The following is a 25,339-nucleotide window of genomic DNA, read 5'->3' on the forward strand; positions in this document are numbered from 1 at the left end:
ACGGCGCGCCGGCGGGCTCGGCCTTTGTAGGGATTCGATCCGCCGAGGGCATCGCCAGAATTGGTGACGCGGGCGGGCCCTCCCATGAACGAGGGAGCCGGCGTCCACACATCGGCAAACAACGACACACAACGAGGGGAAAGCGCAACGACCGCAGAAGTGCACCCGCACGCTGGCAGCCTGGGCGGCGTGCTCCAGCGCCGCAGCCGCTGGTCCGAAGCTTGCTGCAGGAATACGAAAACGATCAAAAGTTTTCTTCGGATGCACCAAGCGTGTAAATTCGCTTTCAAATCCGCCCCATTTCCGTGCTCACCCGTTCTGCCCCCGCCTCGTCAGCGCCCCATGGCACCCATTCCGTCGCCCAGCGCATCGCGCAGGCGCGGCCGCAGCTGTCGCGTCTGCATCGGCAGGTGGCGGATGTGGTGCTGGCGCAGCCGCTGCAGGTGGCCACGCTCTCCATCGACGAGCTGGCGGCGCGCGCGGGCGTGTCGGTGGCCACCGCCAACCGCTTCGCGCGGGCGCTGGGTTTCGACGGCTACCCGGCCTTCCGGGCCGAGCTGGTGCGCGGCTTCGAGGCGCTGCTGGCGCCGGTCGAACAGTTGCGCAGCCAGGTCGAATCCGGCCCGGCCAGCGCGGCGGACGCCTTCGCCCGCGCGCTGGAGGAATGCCGCCAGAACATCGAGGGCACCCGCCAGGCACTGACGCCCCAGGCCTGCGAGGCCGCCGTGGCGCTGCTGCGCGAGGCACGCACCATCTACATCGCCGGCTATGGCGCCAGCGCGTGGCTGGGTGGGCTGCTCCAGCACGGGCTGGAAACCCATTGCGGCGACGTGCGCCTGCTGGCCAGCGCCGCGGGCGCCACCCACGCCGCCCGCGCACTGGCCCGCAGCACGCCGCAGGACCTGGTGGTGGCCATCAGCTTCCCCCGTTACCTGGCCGACACCGTGGCCCTGGCCGAACAGGCCCGCGCCCGCGGCACGCCGGTGCTCGCCATCACCGACCATGCCGCGTCGCCGCTGGCACCGCTGGCCGATGTGGCCCTTTTCGCCCAGGCCCGCAGCCGCTTCCGCGCCAACTGCGAGAGCAGCGTGCTGGCGCTGATCGAGGCCCTGATCATTGCCCTGTCGCTGCAAAGCCGCGAGGCGCTGCAGGCCGCACGCGGCACCGCCGAGGCCATCGCGCCGTGGATCTGGAACACGCGCACCGGCCGCCGCGGCGTCGACCCCAAGGACCTTTCCGCATGACCCTTCCCGCCCTCGCGCTGCACGGCGGCGCCGGCACCATCACGGCCGCCAGCCTGAGTGCCCAGGACGCCCTCGGCTACCACCAGGCGCTGCACGACATCGCCGCCGCCGCCCAGGCACTGCTGCTTGACGGCGGCAGCGCGCTCGACGCCGTCTGCCTGGCCGTGCAGATGCTGGAGGACTGCCCGCTGTTCAACGCCGGCCACGGCGCCGTGTTCACCCATGCCGCCACGCACGAGCTGGACGCCGCCGTGATGGACGGCCGCGACCTGCGCGCCGGCGCCATCGCCGGCGTGAGCCGGCTGCGCAACCCGGTGCACACGGCGCGCGCCGTGATGGAGGACGGCACCCACGTCCTGCTGGCCGGCGCCGGGGCCGAGGCCTTCGCGCAGGAGCGCGGGCTGGCCTTCGTCGACCCCGGCTACTTCTCCACCCCCATGCGGCGCGCGCAGCTGGAGCGCGTGCGCGCCGCCGGCCGGGTGGTGCTGGACCACGACGGCGCCTCTGCCGTGGCCGAGGCCTCCGAAAAGCCGCGCACGCCGCTGGACGAGGACCGCAAGATGGGCACCGTCGGCGCCGTCGCCGTCGACCGGCACGGCCACCTGGCCGCCGCCACCTCCACCGGCGGCATGACCAACAAGCGCGTCGGCCGCATCGGCGATTCGCCGCTGATCGGCGCCGGCACCTATGCCGACGACCGCTACGCAGCGATCTCCTGCACCGGCAGTGGCGAGATGTTCATCCGCGCCGCCGCCGCCTACGACGTCTGCGCGCGCATGCGCTATGCCGGTCAGTCGCTGGCCGAGGCGGCCGACGCGGTGGTCCACCAGAGCCTGCCCGCGCTGGGCGGCACCGGCGGGCTGATCGCGGTGGACCGTCATGGAAACCTCGCCCTGCCCTTCAACACCGAGGGCATGTACCGTGCCCATGTGCGCGGCGCCGACGCGCCCGTCACCGCCATCCATCGCTGAATCCCCCATGAGCACTGCCATTGCCGAGGCGCCCGCCGCCACCCGCGCGGGCGTCGCCCTTCCCGAAGGCCGCGTGCTGCAGGTCGACGACCTGAGCGTGCGCTTCGCCACGCGCGAGCGCACCGTCGACGCGGTCAAGCACCTGGGCTTCCATGTGGACCGGGGCGAGACGCTGGCCATCGTGGGCGAGTCGGGCTCGGGCAAGTCTGTCACCTCGCTGGCGCTGATGCGCCTGGTCGACTACGGCGGCGGCCGCATCCTGAACGGCCGCATGGCCCTGCGCCGGCGCAGCGGCGAGGTGCTGGACCTGGCCCAGGCCTCGCAGGCCACGATGCGCGGCATCCGCGGCGCGGACGTGGCCATGATCTTCCAGGAGCCGATGACCTCGCTCAACCCCGTCTTCACCGCCGGGGACCAGATCGCCGAGGCCATCGCCATCCACCAGGGCAAGAGCCAGACGGCCGCACGCGCCGAGGCGCTGCGCATGCTGGAGCTGGTGCGCATTCCCGAGGCGCGCGAGGTGCTGCGCCGCTATCCGCACCAGCTGTCGGGCGGCATGCGCCAGCGCGTGATGATCGCCATGGCGCTGTCGTGCAAGCCGCAGCTGCTGATCGCGGACGAACCGACCACCGCGCTGGACGTGACCATCCAGGCGCAGATCCTGGCGCTCATCGCCGAGCTGCAGCGCGAGATGCAGATGGGCGTGGTCTTCATCACGCACGACATGGGCGTGGTGGCCGAGGTGGCCGACCGCGTGCTGGTGATGTACCGCGGCGACAAGGTCGAGGAAGGCCCGGCGGCACAGCTCTTCGCCGCGCCCGCCCATCCCTACACCCGCGCCCTGCTCTCGGCCGTGCCGCGGCTGGGCGCCATGCGCGGCACCGACCGACCCGCGCCCTTCGAACTGCTGCGCGTGGACGCGGCGGACGAGGCCGTCTCGCCCCGGCCCGAGCACGACACGGTGCGCCACGATGCCGAGCCCATCCTGCAGGTGCGCGACCTGGTCACGCGCTTTCCGCTGCGCGGCGGCTGGCTGCAGCGCGTGACGCGCGAGGTGCATGCGGTGGAGAAAGTGAGCTTCGACCTGCGCGCCGGCGAGACGCTGGCGCTGGTGGGCGAATCGGGCTGCGGCAAGAGCACCACCGGCCGCTCGCTGCTGCGCCTGGTCGAGAGCCAGCGCGGCAGCATCCGCTTCGACGGCCGCGACGTGCTGGCACTCGGCACGGCCGAGGTGCAGGCCCTGAGGCGCGACATCCAGTTCATCTTCCAGGACCCGTACGCCTCGCTCGACCCGCGGCTGACGGTGGGCTTCTCGATCATGGAGCCGCTGCTGGTGCACGGCCTGGCCACCAAGGCCGAGGCCCAGTCGCGGGTGGAGGCGCTGCTCACCCGCGTGGGCCTGGCGCCCGAGCATGCCCAGCGCTATCCGCACGAGTTCTCCGGCGGCCAGCGCCAGCGCATCGCCATTGCGCGCGCCCTGGCACTGCAGCCCAAGGTGGTGGTGGCGGACGAGGCAGTGTCGGCGCTGGACGTGTCGATCCAGGCGCAGATCGTCAACCTGATGCTGGAACTGCAGCGCGAGATGGGCATGGCCTATCTCTTCATCTCCCATGACATGGCGGTGGTGGAGCGCATCGCCCACCGCGTGGCCGTGATGTACCTGGGCCGCATCGTGGAGATCGGCCCGCGCCGCGCGGTCTTCGAGAACCCGCAGCATCCCTACACCCGCAAGCTGATGAGCGCGGTGCCGGTGGCCGACCCGTCGCGCCGGCACCAGCCGCGCGCGCTGCTGCAGGGCGAGATTCCGAGCCCCATCTTCCCGGCCGGCCATGAGCCGGAGGTGCCGCCGCTGGTGCAGGTCGGCCCCGATCATTTCGTGGCGCCGCCGCAGGGCTGACGCCCGGTGCGCCTTTCCCTTTTCCGTCCCCCTCGTCTTCTGAAGGAGCTTCGCATGCAACAACAGCGTCCCCACCGCATCGCCGCCGCCCTGGCCCTGGCCGGCCTGGCGGGCTTCGCCGCCTCGGCCCACGCCGCCAAGGACATCGTCGTGGCCGTGCAGTCCAACTTCACCACCACCGACCCCTACGACGCCAACGACACGCTGTCGCAGGCCGTGGCCAAGTCCTTCTACCAGGGCCTGTTCGGCTTCGACAAGGACATGAAGATGCAGCCGGTGCTGGCCGAGGGCTACACGGTGAGCAAGGACGGGCTGGTCTACACCGTCAAGCTCAAGACCGGCATCAAGTTCCACGACGGCACCGACTTCAATGCCGAGGCCGTGAAGGCCAACTTCGACCGCGTGACCAACCCGGACAACCGGCTCAAGCGCTACAACCTGTACAAGAACATCGCCAAGACCGAGGCGGTGGACCCGACCACGGTGCGCTTCACCTTGAAGGAGGCCTTTTCGCCCTTCATCAACTCGCTGGCCCATCCGTCGGCGGTGATCATCTCGCCGGCCGCGCTGGCCAAGTACGGCAGCAAGGGCATCGCGCAGAACCCCGTGGGCACCGGCCCGTTCAAGTTCGTCGAGTGGAAGTCCACCGACTACCTCAAGGTGACCAAGTTCGACGGCTACTGGCGCAAGGGCTATCCCAAGATCGACTCGATCACCTGGCGCCCGGTGGTGGACAACAACACCCGCGCCGCGATGATGCAGACCAACGAGGCGCACTTCGCCTTCCCGATGCCGCCCGAGGCGGCCGCGACGCTGCAGGCCAAGCCCAGCCTGGAGGTGACGAGCGCGCCCTCGATCATCCAGCGCTACATCTCGATGAACACACAGCAGAAGCCCTTCGACAACCCGAAGGTGCGCGAGGCGATCAACTACGCGATCAACAAGGAAGCCCTGGCCAAGGTGGCCTTCTCGGGCTACGCGATCCCGGCCGAGGGCGTGTTGCCCAAGGGCGTGCAGTACAACACCAAGCTCGGCCCCTGGCCCTATGACCCGAAGAAGGCGCGCGAGCTGCTGAAGGAGGCGGGCTATCCCAACGGCTTCGAGAGCACGCTGTGGAGCGCCTACAACTACAGCACGGCGCAGAAGGTGATCCAGTTCGTGCAGCAGCAGCTGGCGCAGGTCGGCATCAAGGTGCAGGTGCAGGCGCTGGAAGCCGGCCAGCGCGTGGAGCGCGTGGAGAGCGCACAGGACCCGGCCACGGCGCCAGTGCGCATGTATTACGTGGGCTGGTCCTCGTCGACGGGTGAGGCCGACTGGGCGCTGCGCCCGCTGCTGGCGTCGGAGTCCTTCCCGCCCAAGCTGTTCAACACGGCCTACTACAAGAACGAGCAGGTCGATGCGGACATCCAGAAGGCGCTGGTGACCACCGACAACGCCGAGAAGGCCAAGATCTACGCCGATGCGCAGCAGCGCATCTGGAAGGACGCGCCCTGGGCCTTCCTGGTGACCGAGCAGCTGCTGTCGGTGCGTGCGCGCAACCTGGCCGGCTTCTATGTGATTCCGGACGGCAGCTTCAACTTCGACGAGGTAGAACTCAAGTAAGCCCACCCCCGTTGCTTGCTCACTTCGTGTAGCCACCTCCCCCCTCAAGGGGGCGCACCCGGCGGCCCGGCAAAGCCGGTTCCGCGGGTGCACTGGCGTGGCCTGCTCCGCGGCCCTTTGATCTTTGTGCGTATTCGCTCGGGGCGACCAGCCCCAAGCGCTGCCGAAGGATGGCGCCGCGGCCTGCTTCGCGGCCGTCGCCATCGAGCACCCGCCTGAGTTTGCGTTGCGCTTCCCGCCCGAGCCACCTGTTTCCCCATGCTCCACTACGTCGTCCGCCGCCTCTTCGGCCTTGCTCCCACGCTGCTGATCGTGGCCGTGCTGGTCTTCCTGTTCGTGCACCTGCTGCCCGGCGATCCGGCGCGGCTGGCCGCGGGCGTGGATGCCAGCCCCGAAACGGTGGAGCTGGTGCGCCAGGACCTGGGCCTGGACAAGCCCATGCCCCAGCAGTTCGTGGCCTTCTTCAACCGCCTGCTGCATGGCGACCTGGGCACCTCGCTGCGCACCAAGCGGCCGGTGTCGCAAGAGATCGGCGACCGCTTCATGCCCACCTTCTGGCTGACGGTCACGAGCATGGTCTGGGCCACGCTCTTCGGCATGGCCATCGGCATCGCCTCGGCCGTGTGGCGCAACCAGTGGCCCGACCGGCTGGGCATGGCGCTGGCGGTGTCGGGCATCTCCTTTCCGGCCTTCGCGCTGGGCATGTTGCTGATGCAGCTCTTCTCGGTGCAGTTGGGCTGGCTGCCCACGGTCGGCGCCGACTCGTGGCGTCATTACATCCTGCCCTCGCTGACGCTGGGCGCCGCCGTGGCCGCCGTCATGGCCCGCTTCACGCGCGCTTCCTTCATCGAGGTGATCGGCGAGGACTTCGTGCGCACCGCGCGTGCCAAGGGCGTGCCGGAGTCGTGGATCCTCTTCAAGCACTGCCTGCGCAATGCGCTGATCCCGGTCGTCACCATGATGGGCCTGCAGTTCGGCTTCCTGCTGGGCGGCTCCATCGTGGTGGAGGCCGTCTTCAACTGGCCCGGCCTGGGCCGGCTGCTGGTGGACGCGGTGGACATGCGCGACTACCCGGTGATCCAGGCGCTGGTGCTGCTGTTCTCGCTGGAGTTCATCCTCATCAACCTGGTGGTGGACGTGCTCTACGGCCTCATCAACCCGGCCATCCGCTTCGGCAAATGACGCACCCGGCCGACCGCACGCAGGTATCCCCTCCCACCATGTCTTCCCCTTCCTCCCTTCCCGCTTCCGACACCGCGGCCGCCGCGGCGGCGGCCGGCGGCGCGCCGCTGGCGGTGCGCTCGCCCTGGTCCGAGTTCTGGCGCAAGTTCAAGCGCCAGCCCATGGCACTGGCGGCCCTGGCCTTCATCGTGCTGCTGGTGGTGGTGGCGGTGCTCGCGCCGTGGATCTCGCCCTACGACGCCGAGAACTTCTTCGACTACGACCGGCTCAACACCCCGCCGTCGGCCGCCCACTGGTTCGGCGTCGATCCGCTGGGCCGCGACATCTTCAGCCGCATCCTGATGGGTGCGCGCATCTCGCTGGCCACGGGCTTCGTTTCGGTCGTCCTGGGCGCGGTGGTCGGCACGGCGCTCGGCCTCATCGCCGGCTTCTATGGCGGCTGGTGGGACCGGCTCATCATGCGCATGTGCGACGTGCTGTTCGCCTTTCCGGGCATCCTGCTGGCCATCGCGGTGGTGGCCATCCTGGGCAGCAGCATGACCAACGTGGTGGTGGCGGTGTCGGTGTTCAGCGTGCCGGCCTTCGCGCGGCTGGTGCGCGGCAACACGCTGGCGCTGAAGAACCTGACCTACATCGAGGCCACGCGCAGCATCGGCGCAGGGGACCTCACCATCCTGCTGCGCCACATCCTGCCCGGCACGCTGTCGGCCATCGTCGTGTACTTCACCATGCGCATGGGCACCTCGATCATCACGGCGGCCAGCCTCTCCTTCCTGGGCATGGGCGCTCAGCCGCCCACGCCCGAGTGGGGCGCAATGCTCAACGAGGCGCGGGCCGACATGGTCAACGCACCGCACGTGGCGTTGTTCCCTTCGCTGGCCATCTTCTTCACGGTGCTGGCCTTCAACATGCTGGGCGACGGCCTGCGCGACGCGCTGGACCCGAAGATCGACCGGCTGTGAGCCCCCGTCCGGTCGCGAACGAAGGCGCTTGCGTCGGCGCCACCGGCCAGCCGGCGCGCGGCCCGGCCCTGCCGCACATCGGCGCCCTGCCAACTGGTGCGCGCAATGCCATCACCGACGTGGCCGGCGTCACCGTCGGCCATGCCACGCTGGACGATCCAGCGCAGGAGGTGCACACCGGCGTCACGGTCGTGCGCCCGCACGCCGGCAACCCCTACCTGCAGCGGGTGCCGGCCGGGGTGGCGGTGCTCAATGGCTTCGGCAAGAGCCTGGGGCTGATGCAGGTGGAGGAACTGGGCGTACTGGAATCGCCCATCGCCCTGACCAACACCTACGCCGTGCCGGCGGTGGCCGAGGCGCAGATGCGCCAGTGCGTCGCGGCCCATCCCGAATGCGGCCGGGGCTGGCCCTCGCTGAATCCGCTGGTGCTGGAGTGCAACGACGGCTTCCTGAGCGACATGCAGCGCTTCGCGGTGGCCGAGGCTGATTACCTCGCCGCCTGGCAGGCCGCCGATGCCGACTTCGCGCAGGGCGCGGTGGGCGCGGGGCGCGGCATGTCGTGTTACGGGCTCAAGGGCGGCATCGGCAGCGCATCGCGGCGCATCGCCGACGAGACGGGCGCGCTGCGCTGGACGGTCGGCGCGCTGGTGCTGAGCAACCAGGGACGGCCGGAGCAGTTGCAGGTGGCCGGCCGGCCGGTCGGCGCGTGGCTGCAGCAGTCCGGCGCGCTGGCGCCGGCGACAGGCCCGGAGCGCGGCTCCATCCTGATGCTGTTGGCCACCGACGCGCCACTGGACGCGCGGCAACTGCGGCGCCTGGCCCTGCGCGCCGGCGCCGGCCTGGCGCGCACCGGCTCGGTCTTCGGCCATGGCAGCGGCGACATCGCGCTGGCCTTCTCGACCGCCTACACGCTGCCGCAACTTGCGGCCGAACCCATGCCGGCCGTCGCGCTGCTGCACGATGCGCGGCTCGACCCTTTCTTCCAGGCGGCGGCGGACAGCGTGGAGCAGGCCATCCTGTCCTCGCTGTGGCATGCGTCGACGCTGCACGGCCGCGCGGGCCATGTGCGGCGCGGCCTGGGCGAGCTGCTGGCCGGCTGGCCGGCCGATGCGTTCACCCGCTCGCTGCTGCCGGTCTCGGCATGAGGCACGCATCCGCCCTTTCCTCGTGCCGACACCGCATCGGACGATGGCCGACTCCTTGCGCGAAGCGCCCGAACCCATGACCCACACCATCCTCATCTCCGTCGACATCGAAGGCGTCGCGGGCGTCTTCCATCCCGAGCAGACGCGCCCTGGCAACGGCGAGTACGAGCGCGCCCGGCTCTGGATGACCGACGAGGCCAATGCCGCCATCGCCGGCGCCTTCGACGGGGGGGCCGGGGCCGTGGTGGTGAACGACTCTCACGGCAGCTTCCGCAACATGCCGGCGGCCAGGCTGGACCCGCGCGCCCGCATCGTGCAGGGCAAGCCGCGCTACCTGAGCATGGTCGCCGGCGTGGAGCGACCCGGCACCACGGGCGTGTGCATGGTGGGCTACCACGCCCGCGCGCATGCGCCCGGCATCCTGGCCCACACCATCAACAGCGGCGCCTTCGCCGGCATCCGCGTCAACGGCGAATGGCAGAGCGAGGCCACGCTCTACGGCGCGCTGGCGGGCGACTACGGCGTGCCGGTGCTGATGGCCAGCGGCGACGACGCCTTCATCGCCGAGACCGCGCCGCGGCTGCCGGGCACGGTCTTCGTGCAGACCAAGGAGGCGACGGGCATGAACAGCGGCGTTTCGCTCTCGCCTGAGGCCGCCTGCGCGGCCATCCGCGAAGGCGTGGCGCGCGCCGTGGCACAGGCCGCCAATGCCCGGCCCGCGCCGCTGCGCGTGCCCGGGCCGCTGAACGTGGAGCTGCACACCCAGACGCCAGCCCATGCCGACCTGTTCTGCCAGTGGCCCAGCTTCGAGCGCGTGGACGGCACCGTGCTGCGCTTCGACGCCCCGACCATGGAGGCGGCGGTGCGCATGCTCAACTGCTGTTCGGCGATGGCGATGATGCTGCGCTGAGGGGCTCAGACCCCCAGCATCAGCCGCATGTTCTGCACCGCCGCGCCGCTCGCGCCCTTGCCCAGGTTGTCCAGGCGGGCGATGACGACGGCATGCCGGTGGTCTTCGTTGGGAAAGACGCGGATCTCGAGGTCGTTGGTGTCGTTCAGGGCCTGCGGCTCCAGCTTGCCGTCTTCCGTCGGCGGCAGCACCTTCACGTACTGCTCGGGCGTGTTGCTCTTCGCGTAGTGGGCGGCCAGCGCGTCGTGCAGGTCGGCCGCCGTGGGCTTGCCGGGCAGCGCGTCCAGGTGCAGCGGCAGGTTGACCAGCATGCCCTGGCGGAAGTTGCCCACCGAGGGAATGAACACCGGCCGTGCCGTGAGGCCGGTGCAGGCCATGATCTCGGGGATGTGCTTGTGCTTGAGGCCCAGCGCGTAGGTCTCGAAGGCCGGCGCGGTGCCCGCCTCGTAGGCCTCGATCATGGTGCGGCCGCCGCCCGAATAGCCGCTGACCGAGGGCAGCGCGATGGGATGGTCCTTGGGCAGCAGGCCGGCATCGACCAGCGGGCGCACGATGGCGATGGCGCCGGTGGCATAGCAGCCGGGGTTGGCCACGCGCTCGGCGGCCTTCACGGCGGCGGCGTGGCCTTCGGCCAGTTCGGGGAAACCGTAGACCCAGCCCGGCGCCACGCGGTGCGCGGTGGAGGCGTCGATGATGCGGGGCTTGCGGCCGCCCAGGCCGTCGATCAGCGCCACGGATTCGCGCGCCGCGTCGTCGTGCAGGCAGAGGATGACGAGGTCGACACCGGCCATCAGGTCACGCTTGGCGGCGGCGTCCTTGCGCAGTTCGGGAGCGATGCTGACGAGCTCGATGCCGGGCATGCCGGTGAGCCGTTCGCGGATCTGGAGGCCGGTGGTGCCGGCCTCGCCGTCGATGAAAACCTGGGTCATGGCGGGATCCTCGATGGGGTGTTCTCCCCATGGACAGTGGGAAGACTACGTGATCGCCACAACGGCGCGAGGCCGCCATGACGCGGCGCACCATGATACATTCGCGGGCTGCTCCGCCGCTCCCGGCCGGCCGGCTGGCGTGGCCTGCGGACAACAGCACCTCCCATCCTCCGTTCCGAGAGACTCTTTCCATGAAGATTCACGAGTACCAAGGCAAGGAACTCCTTGCCAAGTTCGGCGTGCCTGTGCCGCGCGGCATTCCGGCGTTCACCGTGCAAGAAGCGGTCGAAGCCGCACAGAAGCTGGGCGGCCCCGTGTGGGTGGTGAAGGCCCAGATCCACGCCGGCGGGCGCGGCAAGGGCGGCGGCGTGAAGGTCGCCAAGTCGATCGAGGACGTGAAGGCCCGCGCCACCGACATCCTGGGCATGCAGCTGGTCACGCACCAGACCGGCCCCGAAGGCCAGAAGGTCCGCCGCCTCTACATCGAAGACGGCGCCGACATCCAGAAGGAGTACTACCTCTCCGCCGTGACCGACCGCGGCACGCAGAAGGTGGCCTTCATCGCCTCCAGCGAAGGCGGCATGGACATCGAGGAAGTGGCGCACAGCACGCCCGAGAAGATCGTCAAGGTCTTCGTCGACCCGCTCACCGGCATGACCGACGAGCTCGCCAAGGAACTGGCCAAGGGCATCCAGCTCCCCGCCGACTCCGAAGCCCAGTTCATCGACGTCTGCAAGAAGCTCTACACCTGCTACATGGAGACGGACGCCTCGCTGGTCGAGATCAACCCGCTCAACCGTGACAGCAAGGGCAACATCATCGCCCTGGACGCCAAGTTCAACTTCGACGCCAACGCGCTGTTCCGCCATCCCGAGATCGTCGCCCTGCGCGACCTCGACGAGGAAGATCCCGCGGAAATCGAAGCCTCCAAGTTCGACCTGGCCTACATCAGCCTGGACGGCAACATCGGCTGCCTGGTCAACGGTGCCGGTCTGGCCATGGCCACCATGGACACCATCAAGCTGTTCGGCGGCGAACCGGCCAACTTCCTGGACGTGGGCGGCGGCGCCACTCCCGAGAAGGTCACCGAGGCCTTCAAGATCATGCTGAAGAACAAGAACGTGAAGGCCATCCTGGTCAACATCTTCGGCGGCATCATGAAGTGCGACACCATCGCCACCGGCGTGATCACCGCCTGCAAGGCCGTGAACCTGTCCGTGCCGCTGGTCGTGCGCATGAAGGGCACGAACGAAGAGCTGGGCAAGAAGATGCTGGCCGAATCCGGCCTGCCGATCATCAGCGCAGACACCATGGCAGAAGCGGCCCAGAAGGTCGTGGCGGCCGTCAAGTAAGGAATCACCAGCCATGTCGATCTACATCAACAAGGACACCAAGGTCATCACCCAGGGCATCACGGGCAAGACCGGTCAGTTCCACACCGAGAAGTGCCAGGAATACGCGAACGGCAAGAATGCCTTCGTGGCCGGCGTGAACCCGAAGAAGGCCGGCGAGTCGATCTTCAACATCCCGATCTACGCCTCGGTCAAGGAAGCCGCCCAGCAGACGGGCGCGACCGTGTCGGTGATCTACGTGCCGCCGGCGGGCGCCGCCGCCGCCATCTGGGAAGCCGTCGAGGCCGACCTGGACCTGGCGATCTGCATCACGGAAGGCATCCCCGTCCGCGACATGCTCGAAGTGCGCAACAAGATGAAGGCCAAGGAAGCCAAGGGCGGCAAGAAGACGCTGCTGCTGGGCCCCAACTGCCCCGGCCTGATCACGCCCGACGAGATCAAGATCGGCATCATGCCCGGCCACATCCACAAGAAGGGCCGCATCGGCGTGGTCTCGCGTTCCGGCACGCTGACCTATGAAGCCGTGGCGCAGCTGTCCGAGCTGGGCATCGGCCAGTCGTCGGCCGTGGGCATCGGCGGCGACCCGATCAACGGCCTGAAGCACATCGACGTGATGAAGGCCTTCAACGACGATCCGGACACCGACGCCGTCATCATGATCGGCGAGATCGGCGGCCCGGACGAGGCCGAAGCGGCCCAATGGTGCAAGGCCAACATGAAGAAGCCGGTGGTCGGCTTCATCGCCGGCGTCACCGCCCCTCCCGGCAAGCGCATGGGCCATGCCGGCGCGCTGATCTCGGGCGGCGCCGACACGGCCGATGCCAAGCTCGCCATCATGGAAGAGTGCGGTTTCAAGGTCACGCGCAACCCGTCGGAGATGGGCCGCATCCTGAAGTCGCTGATCTGAACGGGTGACGGAGCGCCCAGCCGGTCGATCGATCCGGCGGGCGCCCGCATCCCAGGCGAAGCCGAAGGCGTCGAATGAACGCCGTGCTTTCAGCCACTCCATAAAAAAAAGCCGGAGGGCGCCCGTGGTTGTCGGAGACCGCAGGCGCCCTTCATCAATTCACTACACCGTGGAGGTAGCAAGCCGTGGAGATTCTTTCCAACCCTGATCTGTGGATCGGTCTGCTCAAGATCATCTGGATCAACATCATTCTTTCGGGCGACAACGCCGTGGTGATCGCCCTGGCGGCGCGCGCCCTGCCGCCCGACCAGCAGAAGAAGGCCGTCATGCTCGGCTCGGCCGCGGCCGTCGTGCTGCGCATCGTGCTGACCATCGTGGCGGTCAAGCTGCTGTCCCTGCCCTACCTGCAGATCATCGGCGGCCTGCTGCTGCTGTGGATCGGCGTGCAGCTGCTGGGCGGCGAGGACGAAGGCGAGGAAGGCGGCGGCAAGCAGCATTCGACCCTGGCCAGCGCCGTGCGCACCATCCTGATCGCCGACCTCGTGATGAGCCTGGACAACGTGATCGCCGTGGCCGCGGCCGCCAACGGCAGCATGGTGCTGCTGGTGCTGGGCCTGGCCATCAGCATCCCCTTGGTGATCTTCGGCAGTTCGCTCATGATCAAGCTCATGAACCGCTTCCCGATCATCATCCTGCTCGGCGCCGCCCTGATCGGCTGGGTCGGCGGCGAGACGATGGCGAGCGACGTGTCGCTGCACGACGCCATGGCCGCCAACCCCTCGCTGCACTATGTGGCTGCCGCCATCGGTGCCGTGCTGGTCGTGGCCATCGGCAAGCTGCTGGCCAGCCGCGGCCGGCAGCAGGCGGCTCAGCACTGAACGCCATGGGGCGCCCGGCCGTGATCATCCAGGACCCCGCCGGGCCGCCGTGGGAGTTCGCCGCGCAGACCGACACCGGTCGGCTGCGGCGCAACAACGAGGATTCCATCGCCTTCGACCCGCGCCTGGGTCTGGCGGTGCTGGCCGACGGCATGGGCGGCTATGCCGGCGGCGAGGTGGCCAGCGAGATGGCCGTGGCCTTGCTGCAGGCCTCCATGGGCCGGTGGCTGGCCCAGGCCGGCCACGCGCCCGGCAGCCGGGCGGTCATGAAGGCCCTGCACCAGGGCATCGCCCAGGCCAACCGTGCCGTCTTCAACGCCAGCACCGTCAACCCGGCCCTGCGCGGCATGGGCACCACGCTGGTGAGCGCCGTGTTCGGGCCGTGCGGCGCGGTGGTCGGCCACATCGGCGACTCGCGCTGCTACCGGCTGCGTGGCGGTCGCCTGACCGCGCTCACGCGCGACCATTCCTTCCTGCAGGCCCAGATCGACGCCGGCCTCATGACGGCCCAGGAGGCCCTCGCATCGCCGCATCGCAACCTGGTGACGCGCGCACTGGGCATTGGCGCCGAAGTGGAGGTGGACCTGCTGCACGAGCCCGCGCAGCGCGGCGACCTGTACCTGCTGTGCTCGGACGGCCTGACCGACATGGTCACCGACGAGCAGCTCGTCTCGCTGCTGACCCCCGACATCCCGCTGGCCGACAAGGTCGCACTGCTGATCACGGTGGCCAACGACAACGGCGGCAAGGACAACGTGTCGGTCATCCTGGCACGCTTCGGCGGCCATTGACCGCCCGTGTCATCCGAAAGGTTGCGGGCCTGCCCGCTCGCGGTTACAAATTGATGTCCTGCGCCTGCGCGCCCGTCCGGTCTGAGGAGTGTCGGCCATGCCGAAATTGGTAGTTGCCATCGATGGCGTCGTGCTGAAGGAAGTGCCCCTGCTCAAGGAACGCACCACGCTCGGCCGGCGCCCCTACAACGACATCGTCATCGACAACCTCGCCATCAGCGGCGAGCACGCGGTGCTGCACAAGATCGGCAGCAGCGTGTACCTCGAGGACCTGGACAGCACCAACGGCACCTACGTCAACTCGCGGGCCATCCGCAAGCAGGTGCTGGAGCACAACGACCTGATCGAGGTCGGCAAGTACAAGATCCGCTACCTGCAGACGGCGGAGATCGACGAAGGCGCGCACCTGCGCATGACCGCCACCGCACCGCTGCACGACTCGCGGCCCATGCCGTTGACCGAGGGCGAGACGGTGCCGGCGGCGCTGGAAGGCGGCAGCGGTGCGCAGGCCTGCATCCGCATCCTCAGCGGATCGGCGGCGGGCCACGAGATCGTGCTGCGCAAGGTGGTGACTACCATCGGCAAGCCCGGCGTGGCGGTGGCGGCCGTCACCCGTCGCCTGCAGGGCTATGTGGTGGCGCCGGTGGACGGCAGCGCCACGCTCAATGGCGAGACGCTCCAGCCGCGCGCGGCGGCCCTGCAGGACGGCGACATCCTGGAGCTGGGCGGCACCCGCATGCAGTTCGTGCTGGGCTGAGGGCCCGGACGTCAGGGCACCGAGCCACGGCATGGGACCAGGAAGGCTGTTGCGCGGCCTTCGGGGCCATGGCTGGCGCATCGCGATCACCCTGCTGCCCCTTCTTGCCGGGCTGGCCCACACGGCAGGGTTGCTGCATCTGCCTGGCGTGGATCGGCTCGATGCCCAGTTGCAGGACGCCCGGCTGCGCTGGCACGCCCCGCGTGGCATCGACCCCCGCATCGTCATCGTCGACATCGACGAGCCCAGCCTGAAGGCCTTCGGCCAGTGGCCCTGGAGCCGCGAGCGGCTGGCCCGCCTGACGCAGGAACTGACGCAACGCCAGCAGGTGCGCGTTCTGGCCTTCGACATGGTGTTCGCGGAAGCGGATCGCACCAGCGGACCGGCGCTGGTGCAGGCATTGGGCAGCGGCCGCTGGCCGGCCGAGCCGGGCTTCGACGCCGAACTCGCCCGCCGCGCGTCGGCCCTCGACCCCGACGGCGATTTCGCGCGGGCGCTGGCCGCGTCGCCCGGCCGCGTGGTGCTGGGCGTCCATTTCGACGGCGAGGCCGGCGCCCCGGACAACCCGTCCGCCGTGTCCCACGTGCAACCGCCAGCGCCGCTTCTGCCCGCCGACGCACTGGGGCCGGATGCCGCCCGGGTTCCGGCCTGGCCCACGCTGGTCGCGAGCCTGCCCGGCCGGACGACGGGCGCCCGGCCAGGCTTCATCAACGTCGTCTTCCAGCCCGGCCAGGACGGGGTGGTGCGCACCGTCCCGCTGCTGGCCCGGCTGGACACCGCGCCCGGCGGCTATTACGAGTCGCTCGCCCTGGCCACCTTCCGGGCCGCCACCGGCAGCGCGCCACCGGTGCTGCGGCTCGCCACGGCGCCGGGTGCGTCCCCTCGGCTCGTCACCCTGGGGCTGCAAACGGCCAGCGGCCGCCTGGATGTGCCGGTGGGTACCGACGGCGGCCTCGTCGTCCCCTACCGCCGCCCCGGCGAGGACGCCGGGCCACGGTTTCGCTATGTCTCGGCCCGCGACGTGCTGGAAGGCCGCCTGCCGCCCGCGGCCTTGCGGGACCGCATCGTCCTGATCGGCGCCAGCGCGGCCGGCCTGCAGGACCTGCGCGCCACACCCATCGCCGCGGCCCTGCCGGGGGTGGAAGTGCATGCCCATGTGCTCTCCGGCCTGCTCGACGGGCGCCTGCCGCATGTGCCCGACTACGCACCGGGCTATGCCTGGGCCAGCCTGGTCGTGATCGGCCTGCTGCTGGTGCTGGGTGTGACCCGGCGTTCGGCCGCCGCCGGCTTCGCCATCGGGCTGGGGGCCTGCGGCGGGCTGCTGCTGCTCAATGACCTGCTCTATCGCCACGGCGGCCTGGTGCTGCCCCAGGCCGCCGCGCTGCTGGCCGGCGCCACGGGACTGCTGCTGAGCATGAGCTGGGGCTACTTCGTGGAAAGCCGCAAGCGCCGGGGACTGATGCGCCTGTTCGGCGCCTATGTCCCGCCGCAGCTGGTGGACGACATGGCCCGCGAGCCGCACCGCTACAGCATGCGCGCCGAAAGCCGGGTGCTCACCATCATGTTCTGCGACATGCGGGGCTTCACCCACCTGGCCGAGCACATGGCGCCCACGACCTTGCAGGCCCTGCTGCACGAGGTCTTCACCCGCTTCACCGAGATCGTCAACCGGCACGGCGGCACCGTCGACAAATACATGGGCGACTGCCTCATGGCCTTCTGGGGCGCACCGGTCGCGCAGGCCGACCATGCCGCGCGGGCGGTGCATGCCGCGCAGGACATCGTCGCCGCGCTGCCCGCGCTCAATGCACAGCACCAGGCGGCTGGTCTGCCCACGGTGGCCATCGGCATCGGCCTCAACACCGGCCCGGTGGTGGTCGGCAACATGGGCTCGGCGCTGCGCCGCAGCTACACCGTGATCGGCGATGCCGTGAACCTCGCCGCGCGGCTGGAAGGCCTGTGCACGCCCCATGGCGTGCCCATCGTCGTCGGCGAGAACACCCGCGCGCTGATGCCGGAAACGCCCTGGCGCGAGCTGGGGGAGGTGCAGGTGCGCGGGCGCCAGCGGGGCGTGCGCATCTACACGCCCGAAGGGCCGGCGTCGGCCAGGCCGACTGCCGCCGCTCCGGTGCACCGGGGGCACCCTGGGGGCCCTCGCCCACCGGCGCCGGCCAGAACTGCAAATTAGTGACAACCGATCCTGTGCGGCCCCGACGAACAGGCATACTCGCGCCCCGGCGCGGCGTGACGGAAGTCCTTTGCGCCGCAGCAACCGACGCCTTAGCCTGCACTGTCCGCGGGCGAGCCGGCCTGCCGCGGTGCCCGCCCGGCTCCATCGCCTCCTTTATTCTGAGCTCTTCATGAACAGCCTGCAGGTGCGTGTTCTGGGCTGCTCCGGCGCCATCGCCCGGGGCGCACGGACCACCTCCTTCCTGATCGACGACGACCTCCTGGTCGATGCCGGCACCGGCGTCGGCGACCTGTCCCTGGAAGAGATGGCGCAGATCGACGACGTGGTGCTGACCCACTCGCACCTGGACCACATCGCGGCCCTTCCCCTGATGGTGGACGCGGTTGCCAGCCTGCGCCGCCGGCCGCTGCGGGTGCACGGGCTGCGCGCCACGTTGCAGGTGCTGCGGGCGCATGTCTTCAACAACCTGGTCTGGCCGGACTTCACCGCCCTGCCCAGCAGCGACGCGCCGCTGGTCCACTTCGTCGAATTCGATGTCGGCCAGAGCCTGATGCTCGGCCGGCGCGCGCCCAAGGTGGTGGAGGTGCTGCCCGCCGTGCACACCGTGCCCGCCTGCGGCTTCGCCGTGCGGCGCGCGGACGGCCATTCGCACTGGGTCTACAGCGGCGACACCGAACGCAACAAGCCCTTCTGGCGCCGGATCAACCAGATGGACGTGGGCGCCCTCGTGATCGAGACCGCCTTCAGCACGCGCGAGCGCCAGCTTGCCGAACGCAGCCTGCACCTGTCGCCCCCCACCTTGGTGGAAGAGCTGGCACAGATGTCCCCCATGGCCCGCTACCCCGTCTACGTGACGCACACCAAGCCCGCCGCGGCCACCGAGATCATGGCCGAGGTCAACGCCCTGGTCGGGCAGTTGCGGCTGTGGGACCGGATCGAACTGCGTTGGCTGGAGGCGGGGCAGACGATCGAGGTGCACGGCGCGGGGCATCCGCGCGGCTGAGGCCCGCAGGACGGCCTGGGCGGGGGCGTGCGGGGCGACCAAAGCTGTCACCGCGGGTGACTCTGACGTTTTTGTCACTCGGAAACAGTTGTTTACAAACAAGAAGTGTCAGACCGTGTGGCCTAAGTGTGAACTTTTGGGCACATTCGACGCCGGCAGCCGCATGGCACGCGGTCTGCAAAGAGAAGGCACGACCGGGGCAGTACCCGGACCGCTTTCAACCTGGAGTCTGACCATGAACCGTCGCACCATCGCCCGCACCGCCCAGAAGGGCTTCACCCTTATCGAACTGATGATCGTCGTGGCGATCATCGGCATCCTGGCCGCCGTCGCGCTGCCCGCCTACCAGGACTACACCGTGCGTGCACGGGTGTCGGAAGCGCTGGTGATGGCCTCGGCTGCGAAGACGGGCGTTTCCGAAAATGCCGCCAACGGCGCAACGACGCTGGATCTGGGCGTCACGACCATCAGTTCGGCAACCAGCAACGTCTCCACGCTGACGGTCTCGGGCTCGAGCGGTGTTATTTCCATCGTTACGACCTCGCGCGCTGGCGGTGTGACGCTGACGCTCACCCCCTCCTCTGGAACTGCAGCCCTGTCTGCAGGCACCCTTCCCACCACGCCCATCACGTGGAAGTGCGCCGTCTCGACCAACACCAACAACAAGTACGTTCCGTCAGAGTGCCGCATCTGACGATTTCAGTCAGCAACAAAGGCCGTTTCGACGGCCTTTTTTATTTTTCACAATGCGCCCTGTATCAAGAAAAATCTACGCTGGAACGATGGGGTTCCTGCTTTTCCTGACGGTAATCTGGACATTGATTGCTGGCAAGGATCTGAATTTCGACTTCAGGAACTACCACCTTTATTCCGCCTATGCATTCCTGCACGACCGGCTGGCGACGGATTATTTTCCCGCCGCGGTGAGCGGCTATCTCAACCCTCTCGCCGAAGTCCCGATCTATGCCATGATCATGGGAGGATGGGATGACCGCCTCATCGCGCTCGTCCTGGCGCTGTCTCATTTTCCGGTTTTTTTGTTTGTCTGGAAGATTGCGGAACTGATCACGGTAGACAGCAAGATCAATCAGGCTCACGCCTGCGTCGCCGCCACTGTCCTGGCATTTCTTTCTCCGATCCAGCTGACGACCCTCAGCAACTCCTTTGCAGATCCGACCGCCGGCCTCTTCACAATCGCCGGAATTTATCTTCTGCTCCGATCGACCACGCAGACCAGACACCGCGTCGTCCTGCTTGCGGGCGTCATGTTCGGTGTCGGTGCAGGATTGAAGCTCACCAATCTGGTGCTGATTCCCGGGGCCTTCATCGCCTTGCTTTTTTTGCCGGGACCTCGCGGCTCCAAACTGAAGCTTTCGCTCGTTCTTGCCGCCGGTTGCGCGCTGGGTTTTCTGATCACGAATGGATGGTGGGCCGCAAAGCTCTACGCCTACTTCGGGAATCCCATTTTTCCGCTGTACAACAGTCTTTTCAAATCTCCGGATTTCATCGACAGCAATTTCTCCGACCGCCGCATGCTGATCTATGGCGCTTGGACGTGGCTGGTGCTGCCATTTTCAATGCTGCGCAGCGGCACGATGATCTATTCGGAGAATTCAGCACCTGATCTCAGGCTCTTTCTCCTGGTGCTGAGCTTCGCTGGCGCCATGGCGGTCTTCTTGTTCCGGAAGATCAGGGCACGAGCGCCGGTCCAGGGAAGTCGTGTCGAACCGCCTCCGGTGGCGCGCAAGATCTTCCTGGTCTATTTCGCCGTGTCGTACCTCCTGTGGGGCACCTTGAGTGGAATAGGTCGGTATGCCTATGTGCTTTGGGTTCTCGTCGGGCCCCTGCTCGTGGGCGTCATGGCGGCGCACTGGCCCCAGGCACTGACGAGAGTCTCCCTGGGGGTGGCCGTGGTCATCCAGGTCGTTGTGCTATTTTTGAACGGCAATCTGTATTGGTCCGCCCATTACTGGAGCGGGAAATGGCTCGACCTGGAAATACCTGAATCCCTGAAGAACGAGCCAGCCACCTATCTTCTCCACGGCGTGCAAAGCAACTCGTTCATTGCGCCCTACCTTCATCCGGACTCCCGCTTTTCAAACTTCACCGGGCAGTACGTCCAGCCCCTCGGGGCCGGCATGAGCGAGAAGATGCGCACATTCCTGAGCGATACCCAACATCCGGTGCGGCTGGTGTTCGAGGCCAACTACGCACCGGGCGTCAATGCACTGACATTGGATTCCAATTCGGACAAGGAAATCAACAGCTTTCTTTCGGGATACGGGTTCCGACTCAAGAATCTGGAATGCAAGATGATCTTGCTGAAAGGCAGCCCGCTGGAAAAGACGTTGTCTGGCGTCGGCTGGGTCCCTCCGACATTGCAGAAGAGGGACGAAAACATATCTGCCGTGATGTGGGTATGTGACCTCGAGCGACTGCCTGCCCCCGAGTTGGAGAAAGCACTTCAGGAATATCGGACGATCGACAAGGTGTTCGACAGCATCGAAGACGCCTGCGGGCGGGCGCTGGATCCTCATCGCATACAGACCGTTCGCTCATCGACCGGATGGTTCAGGAATTATTTCAACACGGTCACGGTATTGATGGTGAAGAATGACGAGATCCTGGTCCATCCCAACCTGTCGATGCTGACGTTTCCCTTGGGAAAACTCAGCGAATGGTCAGGCAAAAAGGTGGAATGCCCCGACATCCTGAAGCATGTACGGGAAGCGGATTTCAAGTTGACACCCGCCGAGCCAGAGAATTGATCACCGTGCTGTGAGGAGCAACCACCGTTGGGATTGAAAGGGATCGGGCGACCACTCTTCCTCGCGTCGTCATTGACTCTGTGCCTGGTCTCAGGGTACGGATTCGGCCCATCCACTTCGGCCGTGCAGCAGCTGGCAACATGGCTGTTGATCGGGGTTCATCTTTTTCTTCAGCAACCCCGCGCCATTCCGAAGCGGGTTTGGGCATGGCTGGCCACCGTCGGCCTGCTGCTCATTGCCGTCTCCGGGCGCGAAGGGCCGGTCTTGTTGCCGCCCACGCTGGCCGTGGCCTTCGCCGGTGCTGCCGCCCTCCTCGGTGCAAATTCGACCCGTTCGGTCGAGCGGACCGGCGTCCACGAACCGCGAAAGTGGCTCGCCTTCGGACTGATCCTCGCAGCCTGCCTGAACGCCGCCGCAGGCCTCCTCCAGTACCACGGCCTCGCCACCCCGCTGCGCCCGTGGGTCGCCGTCCCCATCGAACCCATCGGCATGGCCTACGGCAACCTGCGCCAGCGCAACCAGTTCGCCACGCTGCTGAGCATGGGGCTCGTGGCCCTGCTCTGGGCGCATGGCCGGGCGGGCCCCCGCGGACGGCACGTGCTGATGGCGGCTGGCGCCTTGCTCGTCGCGGGCCTGGCCGCTTCCACGTCCCGCACCGGATTGCTGCAGTTGGGCGTCATCGCCGCCGTGGGCGGGTGGATGGCATGGCACGAACGCGGGCCGGTCGAACCCGGCGCCGTGGCGCAAGGAGCCGCCCGGCAGCCATTGCTGCCGCACCCGGGGTGGTTCCTGGGCGCCCTGGCGCTCTACGCCCTGCTGTCCTGGGCGCTGCCCTGGTCGGCCGTCATGGTCGCGTCGTTCTTGGCAGGCGGCGGGAGCGCCGGGGCCGACGTCCAGGGCATGCTCACCCGGCTGCGCGAAGGCGCGCCGCCCGGCCACAGCCGCTGGCTGCTGTGGCACAACGTGCTGTGGCTGATCGCCCAGCGGCCCTGGACGGGCTGGGGCTGGGGCCAGCTCAGCCTCGCGCACTACCTGGCCGAATACCCGGGCCCGCGCTTCGTCGAGATCCTGGACAACGCCCACAACCTGCCGCTGCATCTGGCGGTGGAGCTCGGCATTCCGGCCGCGGTGCTGATCTGCGGCGGCTTCCTGTGGATGGTGGCGGCGGCCCGGCCCTGGCAGGAGCGCGATCCCGCCCGGCTGATGGCCTGGGGCGTGCTGGCCATGATCGTGCTGCACAGCCTGGTCGAATATCCGCTGTGGTACGGGCCCTTCCAGCTCGTGTTCGGGCTGTGCCTGGGAATGCTCTGGCCCGGCCGCAGGCGCGCCTGTGACGTGCCGCACGACGCCGGCACCGCGTCGATCGCCGTCCTGCAGCGCCAGGCAGCCCGCGCGCGGTGGGCCGCCCGCCTGACGGCGGCGGCCCTGCTCGCCGTCGTCGCCTACGCGGGCTGGAGCTACGTGCGCGTCAGCCAGCCCTTCCTTCCGGCGGCAGAGCGGCTCGCCGGCTGGCGTGACGATCCACTCGCGCCGCTGGATCCGGACGGCCGGGACTGGCTCTTCGCCCGGCAGGCGCGCTTTGCGGAACTGGCGCTGACGCCCCTGACACCCCAGACGGCCGCGCGCGTGCATGCACTCGCCCGGGCCACGCTGGCCTTCTCGCCGGAGCCGCGCGTGGTGGTCAAGCTGATCGACAGCGCGCGCCTGCTGGGGCTGGAGCAGGAGGCGCAGTTCCACCTGGAGCGCCTGCGCGTGGTCTACCCCGAGGCCTACGCGCGTTGGCTGGCCGGAAAGCCGCCCACCTAACCGGGCGCGGTGCGGTATGGCGCGGCGCGGCAGCCCGGCGTGCTGCCAGGGCCAGGCGGCCGGTCAGCTCGGCCGGCCGTCGCCCCTCCGGCGACCACCTCCACCCGAGTCCCCGCCCGGGCAGCGCCCACCGCGGCCAAGGGACAATCGCCGGATGACCAAACATCGGATCGTCGTCGGGCTGTCGGGCGGCGTGGACTCGGCCGTGACGGCGCACCTGCTCAAGCAGCAGGGCCACGAGGTCGTCGGCATCTTCATGAAGAACTGGGACGACGACGACGACAGCGAATACTGCTCGTCGAACGTGGATTTCGTGGACGCCGCCAGCGTGGCCGACGTGCTGGGCATCGAGATCGAGCACGTCAACTTCGCCGCCGACTACAAGGACCGCGTCTTCGCCGAGTTCCTGCGCGAATACCAGGCCGGCCGCACGCCCAACCCCGACGTGCTGTGCAACGCCGAGATCAAGTTCAAGGCCTTCCTCGACCACGCGATGCGCCTGGGCGCCGAGAAGATCGCGACCGGCCACTATGCCCGCGTACGCGCCGTCGATGCCGCCACGGGCCAACCCTTCGCCCCCGCCGAGCCGGTGTCGGACTCGGCCCGCTACGAGCTGCTCAAGGGCCTGGACCCGGCCAAGGACCAGAGCTACTTCCTGCACCGCCTGAACCAGGCCCAGCTGTCGAAGGCGCTGTTCCCCGTGGGCGAGCTGCACAAGACGCAGGTGCGCCAGATCGCCACCGACATCGGCCTGCCCGTGGCGGCCAAGAAGGACTCGACCGGCATCTGCTTCATCGGCGAGCGCCCCTTCCGCGAGTTCCTCAACCGCTACATCAGCAAGGCGCCGGGGCCGATCAAGGACGAACGCGGCCGCAAGCTGGGCGAGCACCACGGGCTGTCCTTCTACACGCTGGGCCAGCGCCAGGGCCTGGGCATCGGCGGCATCAAGGAGAAAGGCGCGCAGCGTGGCGGCGGCGAGCACGCGCCCTGGTTCGTCGCCCGCAAGGACGTGGCGGCCAACACGCTGTGGGTGGTGCAGGGCCACGACCATCCCTGGCTGCAGTCGCGCGCGCTGCTGGCGGCCGATGCGAGCTGGGTGGCCGGCACGCCGCCCGCAGGCGGAACCTACGGCAGCAAGACGCGCTACCGCCAGGCCGATTCACCCGCGCTGCTGCAGGCCCTGCCCGAGGCCCGCTTCCAGCTGGTGTTTCCGCAGCCGCAATGGGCGGTCACGCCCGGCCAGTCGGCCGTGCTGTACGACGGCGAGGTCTGCCTGGGCGGTGGCGTGATCGACGCGGCAGAGGGCGCACGCTGATGCCGCGCATCCATTGCGCCACGCCCCTGGCCAGCGGCCAGTCGCTGGGCCTGCCGCCCGGCGCCGCCCGCCACGTGCAGGTGCTGCGGCTGCAACCCGGCGACGGCATCACCCTGTTCGACGGCCGCGGCGGCGAGTTCGAGGCCACGGTCGAGCGCATGGGTCGCAGCGATGTCGACGTGCGCGTGGGCACGCACCACGCCGTCGAGCGCGAGGCCCCGCTGGCGGTGCACCTGGCGGTGAGCATGCCCGCCAACGACCGCATGGACTGGCTGGTCGAGAAGGCCACCGAACTCGGCGTCGCCAGCATCCAGCCGCTGCAGACGGCCCACGGCGTGCTGCGCCTGGCTGGCGAGCGGGCACAGAAGAAGCAGGACCACTGGCAGGCCGTGGCCGTGGCCGCCTGCGAGCAGTGCGGCCGCAACCGGGTACCGGCGGTGCATCCGGTGCGCGACCTGGGCACCTGGCTGGACGGCCTGGGCGCGGACGCGCCCACCGCCCGCCATGTGCTCGGCTTCGGCGACGAGGCGCAGCCGCTGGGCCGCACGGCGCTGGCGGGGGGAAGTGCGCTGTTCCTCAGTGGCCCCGAGGGCGGCCTCAACCCGCAGGAGGAGGCCCGGGCCCGCGCCAGTGGCTTCGTGTTGACCACCCTGGGCCCACGCATCCTGCGTGCCGAGACGGCGCCGCTGGCGGCGCTGGTGCACCTGCTGGCCGTGGCTGGCTGAGCCG

General features: G+C 68.9%; 21 protein-coding genes. 20 read left to right on the forward strand and 1 reads right to left on the reverse strand.

All coding sequences use genetic code 11. The annotated features are described in order from the left end of the window. The first annotated feature begins 305 nt into the window (after positions 1-305). From L0984_RS09090 to L0984_RS09125, 8 genes are all read left to right on the forward strand, one after another. Complete coding sequence (locus L0984_RS09090) at positions 306-1,244, forward strand: MurR/RpiR family transcriptional regulator (protein WP_234193375.1); 939 nt, start codon at positions 306-308, stop codon at positions 1,242-1,244. Further along, on the forward strand, positions 1,241-2,215 hold the full coding sequence (locus L0984_RS09095; RefSeq protein ID WP_234193376.1) for an isoaspartyl peptidase/L-asparaginase family protein: 975 nt from the start codon (positions 1,241-1,243) through the stop codon (positions 2,213-2,215). Before L0984_RS09090 ends, L0984_RS09095 begins: the two co-directional genes overlap by 4 nt. Positions 2,216-2,222: 7 nt before the next feature. Further along, positions 2,223-4,112, forward strand: a complete 1,890-nt coding sequence (locus tag L0984_RS09100; RefSeq protein WP_234193377.1) for a dipeptide ABC transporter ATP-binding protein — start codon at positions 2,223-2,225, stop codon at positions 4,110-4,112. Between the two features lie 54 nt (positions 4,113-4,166). Next, positions 4,167-5,714: a glutathione ABC transporter substrate-binding protein GsiB gene (gene gsiB, locus L0984_RS09105; RefSeq protein WP_234193378.1), complete on the forward strand. Its 1,548-nt coding sequence runs from the start codon at positions 4,167-4,169 to the stop codon at positions 5,712-5,714. Between the two features lie 258 nt (positions 5,715-5,972). Next, positions 5,973-6,896: a glutathione ABC transporter permease GsiC gene (gsiC, locus tag L0984_RS09110; protein ID WP_076507042.1), complete on the forward strand. Its 924-nt coding sequence runs from the start codon at positions 5,973-5,975 to the stop codon at positions 6,894-6,896. A gap of 38 nt (positions 6,897-6,934) precedes the next feature. Next, a complete protein-coding gene (gsiD, locus tag L0984_RS09115) occupies positions 6,935-7,858 on the forward strand; it encodes a glutathione ABC transporter permease GsiD (protein WP_234193379.1) in 924 nt (307 codons plus the stop codon). 68 nt (positions 7,859-7,926) lie between these two features. Next, positions 7,927-9,003, forward strand: coding sequence for a DmpA family aminopeptidase (locus tag L0984_RS09120; protein ID WP_234193733.1), 1,077 nt, complete (start codon positions 7,927-7,929; stop codon positions 9,001-9,003). A gap of 76 nt (positions 9,004-9,079) precedes the next feature. After that, positions 9,080-9,913 carry a M55 family metallopeptidase gene (locus L0984_RS09125; RefSeq protein ID WP_234193380.1) on the forward strand — a complete coding sequence of 278 codons (834 nt, stop codon included), beginning with the start codon at positions 9,080-9,082 and terminating at the stop codon, positions 9,911-9,913. Positions 9,914-9,918: 5 nt separating this feature from the next. Here L0984_RS09125 and argC read toward each other — a convergent pair whose 3' ends face one another. Then, a complete protein-coding gene (argC, locus tag L0984_RS09130; RefSeq protein WP_234193381.1) occupies positions 9,919-10,842 on the reverse strand; it encodes an N-acetyl-gamma-glutamyl-phosphate reductase in 924 nt (307 codons plus the stop codon). A 191-nt stretch (positions 10,843-11,033) separates the two neighbouring features. Between argC and sucC the strand changes: the two genes are divergently transcribed. The 12 genes from sucC (at position 11,034) to L0984_RS09195 (ending at position 25,335) form a co-directional block, all read left to right on the forward strand. Beyond that, positions 11,034-12,194 carry an ADP-forming succinate--CoA ligase subunit beta gene (sucC, locus tag L0984_RS09135; protein WP_114801612.1) on the forward strand — a complete coding sequence of 387 codons (1,161 nt, stop codon included), beginning with the start codon at positions 11,034-11,036 and terminating at the stop codon, positions 12,192-12,194. Positions 12,195-12,207: 13 nt separating this feature from the next. Further along, positions 12,208-13,101, forward strand: coding sequence for a succinate--CoA ligase subunit alpha (gene sucD, locus L0984_RS09140; protein ID WP_017761552.1), 894 nt, complete (start codon positions 12,208-12,210; stop codon positions 13,099-13,101). A gap of 185 nt (positions 13,102-13,286) precedes the next feature. After that, the gene (locus tag L0984_RS09145) at positions 13,287-13,979 is read left to right on the forward strand and encodes a TerC family protein (protein WP_234193382.1); all 693 of its coding nucleotides are present in this window, start codon (positions 13,287-13,289) and stop codon (positions 13,977-13,979) included. Between the two features lie 5 nt (positions 13,980-13,984). Then, the gene (locus L0984_RS09150) at positions 13,985-14,770 is read left to right on the forward strand and encodes a Stp1/IreP family PP2C-type Ser/Thr phosphatase (RefSeq protein WP_234193383.1); all 786 of its coding nucleotides are present in this window, start codon (positions 13,985-13,987) and stop codon (positions 14,768-14,770) included. Between the two features lie 97 nt (positions 14,771-14,867). Next, positions 14,868-15,527, forward strand: a complete 660-nt coding sequence (locus tag L0984_RS09155) for an FHA domain-containing protein (protein ID WP_017761549.1) — start codon at positions 14,868-14,870, stop codon at positions 15,525-15,527. A gap of 49 nt (positions 15,528-15,576) precedes the next feature. Further along, on the forward strand, positions 15,577-17,715 hold the full coding sequence (locus L0984_RS09160) for a CHASE2 domain-containing protein (protein ID WP_234193384.1): 2,139 nt from the start codon (positions 15,577-15,579) through the stop codon (positions 17,713-17,715). Between the two features lie 181 nt (positions 17,716-17,896). Next, positions 17,897-18,721 (forward strand): MBL fold metallo-hydrolase, encoded by an 825-nt coding sequence (locus tag L0984_RS09165; protein ID WP_043118027.1) that lies wholly within the window; start codon positions 17,897-17,899, stop codon positions 18,719-18,721. A 235-nt stretch (positions 18,722-18,956) separates the two neighbouring features. After that, a complete protein-coding gene (locus L0984_RS09175) occupies positions 18,957-19,415 on the forward strand; it encodes a pilin (protein WP_304306737.1) in 459 nt (152 codons plus the stop codon). A gap of 88 nt (positions 19,416-19,503) precedes the next feature. Continuing rightward, positions 19,504-21,489, forward strand: a complete 1,986-nt coding sequence (locus L0984_RS09180; RefSeq protein ID WP_234193385.1) for a glycosyltransferase family 39 protein — start codon at positions 19,504-19,506, stop codon at positions 21,487-21,489. A gap of 264 nt (positions 21,490-21,753) precedes the next feature. Next, positions 21,754-23,295, forward strand: coding sequence for a PglL family O-oligosaccharyltransferase (locus tag L0984_RS09185; protein ID WP_234193386.1), 1,542 nt, complete (start codon positions 21,754-21,756; stop codon positions 23,293-23,295). Positions 23,296-23,449: 154 nt separating this feature from the next. Continuing rightward, complete coding sequence (gene mnmA / locus L0984_RS09190; RefSeq protein ID WP_234193387.1) at positions 23,450-24,610, forward strand: tRNA 2-thiouridine(34) synthase MnmA; 1,161 nt, start codon at positions 23,450-23,452, stop codon at positions 24,608-24,610. Continuing rightward, positions 24,610-25,335 (forward strand): 16S rRNA (uracil(1498)-N(3))-methyltransferase, encoded by a 726-nt coding sequence (locus L0984_RS09195; RefSeq protein ID WP_234193388.1) that lies wholly within the window; start codon positions 24,610-24,612, stop codon positions 25,333-25,335. The genes mnmA and L0984_RS09195 overlap by 1 nt, the downstream gene beginning before the upstream one ends. Positions 25,336-25,339 lie beyond the last annotated feature (4 nt).

The sequence above is a fragment of the Pseudacidovorax sp. NFM-22 genome (genome assembly GCF_021401245.1).
Taxonomy (GTDB): Bacteria; Pseudomonadota; Gammaproteobacteria; order Burkholderiales; family Burkholderiaceae_C; genus Xenophilus.